Here is a 6306-nt window from a genome sequence, read left to right as displayed (position 1 = left end):
GAAATTTTACACTTTTTCTTAAAAGAGATCGCTCGTTTTCTGAGATTTTGGATCTCATAAAAAGATCAGGCAATTTGAACATCACGTTAAAAGGTCATGAATTAATTTTTTAAAAAAATTTTTTAGGGTAATCGCGTTTGGGAGACTCTTTATTGTAAGAATGGGAATAATGCCCCTTTTACAATAAAGCCTAAAAATATGAATAAAAAATTTCACCTGAGAAAAAACAAATTTTGGTTTGTTCGGGACCAATCTGCTTTAACTTTTCTAAAGCGATCGTCAAGAATAGGTACTATCCTTGGTTTAATAGCTCTCCAAAGCCTTCCCTTAGCCAAGGCACAAGAATTAAACCTCAATCTAAAAAATGCAACCTTATCAGAGGTCCTAAAAGAGATACGTAAACAAACGGGATATCAGATTATTTATGATTCGGATATTTTGCAAAACAAAAAATTAATCTCTTATTCTGGTTCCAAATTGGATTTGAGGTTAGTGTTGAAAAAAGCGCTCACGGAGCAGGATCTAGATTTTGTGATTGAAGGTAAAACTATTATTGTTAAACCACAGGAAAGGAATAGTTTCAAAAATATCCCAAATCAAAAATTAGAAAAGATAGAGATTAAAGGTACAGTTTTGAATGCATCGGGAAAACCAATTGCGGGTGTGACTGTGACAGAAAGAGGTACCTCAAATACTGTATTGACAGCAGAAGACGGAACATTTACTTTAAAAGTAGCAAATGAAAAATCTATTTTGGATTTTTCCTATGTGGGGTATGCTTCTTTAAGTGAAAACGCTAGTCGCAACCCAATGCTGTTGACAATGGCCAGTCAGGATAGAGCCTTGGAAGAAGTTGTCGTAGTGGGGTACGGAACTCAAAAGAAGGCAAATTTGACTGGTGCGGTTTCTTCCCTTGATGGTAAAGAGTTAGAGTCAAGACCTGTGCAGAATGTTGGACAGGCGCTGCAGGGCATGATTCCTGGGTTGAATTTACAGACAACTGGATTGGGCGGCGAGCTAAATCAAAATCTAAGCGTCAATATCCGTGGTGCGGGGACGATAGGCGTAGGGTCGAGTTCATCAGTTTTGGTTTTAATTGATGGGATGGAAGGTAATATGAATGCGCTGAATCCTCAGGATATTGAAAATATCACCGTGCTTAAAGATGCAGCAGCTTCTGCTATTTACGGCTCCAGGGCACCTTTTGGAGTTATCCTCATTACAACAAAATCTGGAAAATCGGGGAAGATAACAGCAAATTATAACAATAATATAAGACTGGGCAAGCCAAGAGGGCTACCAACGATGTTAGATTCCAAAACATTTGCTTACTATTTTAATGAAGTCGCAGCAAACGATGGTGAGGGTGCAAAATTTTCGCAGGAGGTATTGGAACGGATTGACGCTTATCAGAAAGGAGAAATAGAAACGACAACTACCCCAAATGCTAGTGACAGATTTCAATACTATACGGGATCTAATGGGAATACAAACTGGTTTAAAGAGTTTTATAGGGACTTTACAACTTCCCATGAACATACGCTCAGTTTGAATGGCGGTACTGAAAAGCTAAATTTTTATAGTTCTGCAAATTACATGGATCAAAATGGTTTGAACAGATTTGCCAATGATAATTTTCAACGATATTCGATAGCTACGAAAATCAATGCAAAGATTAGCGATAAGGTGGACCTCATGTACAATACGCGTTTTGTACGTGAAGACTACGAAAAAGCAAGCCATATGAATGATTTATATTATCATAATATAGCGAGAAGATGGCCTACGATACCTTTGTACGACCCAAATGGAAATTATTCCGAACCAAGTGAAATATTGCAGCTGCAGCAAGGAGGACGTTCAAAATTTCAGAAAGATTTTCTTTATCAGCAGCTACAATTACATTATCAGCCAATCAAAAACTGGAATATAACAGGAAATGTCAATTACCGCATTACGACTCAAAATGACCATGCCGAAATTTTGAAAGCTTATTCAAATGATGCAAAAGGAAACCCGTTTCTCCTTGCAGTAGGATACAATGCTGCGGGGTATACCAATGTGTCTGAATACAATCGCAAAGACGAATATTTCAGTACAAATTTCTTTTCAGATTATTCCTTTGACCTCAACGATGATCATCATTTCAAAATTTTGGCTGGTTTCAATTCAGAGCTCAATAAGTATAGAGATCTCAATGGAAGCATGAGCGATCTGATCACAGATAATATACCGACATTGAATACTGCCACCACCAATCCAAGGGCTTCTGGGGGCTATCAACATTGGGCTACCGCTGGTTTTTTTGGACGATTAAACTATAGCTACAAAGATAGGTATCTTTTTGAGGCTAACGGACGATACGACGGCTCTTCACGTTTTCCAAGAGATTTGCGCTGGAATCTCTTCCCCTCAGTTTCCGCTGGATGGAATGTAGCAAATGAGTCATTTTGGCCTATTAAGGAGCATGTTTCCATGTTTAAGTTACGTGGTTCCTATGGCGAGTTGGGAAACCAATATACGGACAATTGGTATCCTTTTTATGCAACAATGCCAGTAAGTATAGCTAATGGTACCTGGCTTTTGAATGGACAAAAAACAAATACAGCCAGTGCACCTGGGCTTATTGCCTCAACTTTGACCTGGGAGCGTGTATCAAGCTGGAATGTGGGGTTGGATCTGCGGGCACTTTCCAATCGTTTAGGTTTATCTCTTGAAGTCTATCGTCGGAATACATTCGATATGATAGGACCAGCACCAGAACTTCCCGCTATTTTGGGTACAGCTGTGCCGCGATTAAACAATGCCGAGATGAACTCCAGAGGCTTTGAAATTGAGTTAAATTGGAAAGATCATATCGGTAAATTGAATTATAGCGCGCGAGCTGTCCTTTCCGACGACCGTCAGACAGTCACCAAATATCCTAATCCTACAGGTACGTTGAGTACCTGGTACGATGGCCGCAAGAATGGGGAGATCTGGGGATATCAAACTTTAGGAATAGCACAGAGCGCAGAAGAAATGGCTGCACACCTCGCTAATGCCAAACAGTCTTTCGGGACAAACTGGCAAGCTGGGGATATTATGTATGCTGATCTCAACGGGGACGGTCAGGTTAATAATGGAGCCAATACGTTGGCGAACCCAGGGGATCTGGCAATTATAGGAAATTCGGCCCCACGCTATCGTTATAGTTTTGATTTAAATTTCAATTATAGTGGATTCGATTTAGGGATTTTCTTGCAAGGTGTTGGAAAACGCGATTATATGCCCAATGGCCCATATTTTTGGGGGGCGAATGGCGGGATGTGGCAGTCTGCTGGATTTGTTGAGAATATGAACTTCTACCGCGATGAGAATTCCACGATGGTACAGAACGGTGTTTTAGGTGTTAATAAAGATTCCTATTTACCAAGACCTTATTTTAACACCTCAAAAAATCAGCAAACACAAACTAAATATTTGCAGAGCGCCGCTTATTTACGTTTAAAGAATGCTCAATTTGGATATACGTTTTCTCCACAGCTATTGGCCAAGATAGGATTTACCAAAATTCGTATTTATGCATCAGGTGAGAATTTGTTGACTTTTACCAAAATGGCTAAGGTTTTTGATCCGGAAACCGTTGGACTAGGAGGATGGAACGATGGAAAAACATATCCATTTTCGACGACTTATTCTTTTGGCCTTAACTTGAATTTTTAATTAGATATATATGAAAACGACATATTATTTTTCTACAATTTCTTGGTTGTTATCGATGACCGTGCTGTTCACTTTGCATTCCTGTAACAAGTATCTGGACAGGGAACCCTTATCCAATGTAACGCCGCAGGAATATTTAAATACCGAAGCTGATTTAGCCGCATATACGGTTGGACGTTATGCCTTTCCATCCCATTCTGGCTGGGGGCTTGGCACATTTGCCAACGATAACGGTACCGATAACCAGGTGACTTCAAGTTATTCGACTCGTTGGGTTCCGGGAGAATGGCGTGTGCCGAGTTCGGGCGGCGAATGGGATTTTGCTCAGATTAGACAGTTGAACTATTTTCTCGAACAGGTACTTCCAAAATGGAAGAGCGGTAAGTTAACAGGAAATTCAGCAAATATAACTCATTATGTGGGTGAAGCGTATTTTTTGAGAGCGTATGAATATTTTAATAAAGTACAGGCGCTGGGTGATTTTCCGATTGTTAAAAATACACTCAAAGATAATATGGAGGAGCTGACGGCTACTTCCATTCGACAACCTAGAAATATGGTGGTTAGATTTATTCTTTCTGATTTGGATTCGGCAATTACGTTGTTGAACGATGTAGCCCCTGACGGAAAAAACCGTATTTCAAAAAAGGCCGCTTTACTTTTTAAATCTCGTGTAGGGTTATTTGAAGGCTCTTGGCTAAAATACCACAAAGGAACTGCTTTCGTCCCTGGCGGAACTGGCTGGCCGGGCGCAAAATCGCACCCAAATTTTTCGATCAATATCGATAATGAGATCAATTATTTCTTAGAACAGTCGATGACTGCAGCTGCTCAGGTAGCCGATGCAGTCGAACTTGTCGGAAATACAAAGGATGATGGTTATAATTCATCTTCGAACCCCTATTTCAAAATGTTTGGCGACGAGAATCTAAATGGTTACAGCGAAGTACTTTTATGGCGGAGTTATTCAATGCCTTTAGGAATTACGCATGCTGTAAATCACTACATGAACCGTAATGGCGGAAATTCTGGATATTCAAGAGGCCTTGTGGAAAATTTTACGATGAAAAACGGACTGCCTATTTATGTTTCGAACTCCGGTTATGCAGGCGACGATTCCATCAGCCTCGTCAAAAAAAATCGGGATAATCGCTTACAGCTCTTTATGAAAGCACCTGGTGAATTGAGTTATACCAACCAGATTTCTTCGACAGGTGCTGTACAGACAGAGCCGAGACCCGATATTATTGGCTTGGCAGAGACACGGTACGTGACAGGTTACGCTTTGAAAAAAGGAATGAGTTATCTTTTTGCCCAAGCTGAGGGACAGACTGGTACCACAGGCTCAATTATATTTCGTGCTGTTGAGGCTTATTTAAACTATATTGAAGCAAGTTATCTTGCAAAGGGAATGATCGATGCAAAAGCGAATAGTTACTGGACAAAAATCAGAGAAAGAGCAGGTGTAAATACAGATTTTATGGCAACCGTAAATGCGACAGACATGCAAAAGGAAGCTCAAGGTGATTTTGCAGCATATTCTGCTGGGCAGTTACTATCCGACAAACTTCTTTATAATATTAGAAGGGAGCGCCGTTTAGAACTAGTTGCTGAGGGATTTAGATTTAATGATCTTAGGCGTTGGCGGGCGTTGGATCAATTGGCAAGCAATCCATACATTATTGAAGGGATGAGACTGTGGGGGCCTATGCAAGACTGGTACAAAGATAAAGGTGTATCGACTTTAATCGTACCCGGCACAGCAGGAAAAACCGCAAATGTGTCCTCACCACAGGAAAGTCAATATTTAAGACCCTATCGGATTAATCTTTCGGCTAACAATCTTGTTCTAAAAGGCTATAGCTGGACCAGTGCCCACTATTTGTCTCCTATAGCCATAAGTCATTTGAGCATAACTTCAACAGATGGTAGCCCAGCTGGTTCAATTATTTATCAAAATCCGAATTGGCCTTTAGTTGCCAATCAGGGAGCCAATCAATAATTGGTCGGAACCTTTACGAAAACTTTGAAGATAAGATAGTTCGGAGATTATTCCGGCTATCTTATTTTTGTCAGATAAATATCAAATGAAGAAAATTAATACAATTACATTACTGTTATTGGCAGCGGTTTTTCATGCTTCGGCTCAAAATATGATTGCATTACAACCCGGAGAATCAGAATCTGCTATTGTAACCAAAGCTGCCAACGTGATACCGACCCAAAGACAGCTTGATTGGCAAAAGCTGGAAGTGACCGGATTTCTCCATTTTGGGATCAATACCTTCACAAATAAGGAATGGGGTGAAGGGAAAGACGATCCAAAATTATTTAATCCGACGCAATTAGATGCAGAACAATGGGTTAGGACAGCAAAGGAAGGTGGAATCAAACTTTTGATTCTTACGGCGAAGCATCACGATGGCTTCTGCCTCTGGCAAACGAATACAACAGACTATTCGGTTAAAAATTCTCCTTACAAAAAGGGAAAAGGAGATATTTTTGGCGAACTTGCTGCGGCCTGTAAAAAATACGATATGAAGTTGGGGGTATATCTTTCCCCTTGGGATCGACATGAAGCTTCTTATGGGTCAGAAGCTT

Annotated in this window: 3 protein-coding genes; all 3 read left to right on the top strand. The window is 40.3% G+C overall.

Annotated elements, in window-relative coordinates:
* The first annotated feature begins 198 nt into the window (after positions 1-198).
* The gene (locus B4Z90_RS07285; protein ID WP_070566785.1) at positions 199-3705 is read left to right on the top strand and encodes a TonB-dependent receptor; all 3507 of its coding nucleotides are present in this window, start codon (positions 199-201) and stop codon (positions 3703-3705) included.
* Positions 3706-3715: 10 nt separating this feature from the next.
* Complete coding sequence (locus tag B4Z90_RS07280) at positions 3716-5707, top strand: RagB/SusD family nutrient uptake outer membrane protein (protein ID WP_286801664.1); 1992 nt, start codon at positions 3716-3718, stop codon at positions 5705-5707.
* A gap of 85 nt (positions 5708-5792) precedes the next feature.
* Positions 5793-6306, top strand: a 514-nt coding sequence (locus B4Z90_RS07275) for an alpha-L-fucosidase (protein WP_286801662.1), incomplete at its 3' end; no start/stop codon positions are given.

Origin of the sequence: Sphingobacterium sp. UBA5639 (assembly GCF_002421245.1) — a bacterium.
GTDB lineage: Bacteria > Bacteroidota > Bacteroidia > Sphingobacteriales > Sphingobacteriaceae > Sphingobacterium > Sphingobacterium multivorum.
The sequence above is the reverse complement of the archived record's forward strand: the minus strand, read 5'-3'. Positions and strand labels throughout refer to the sequence as shown.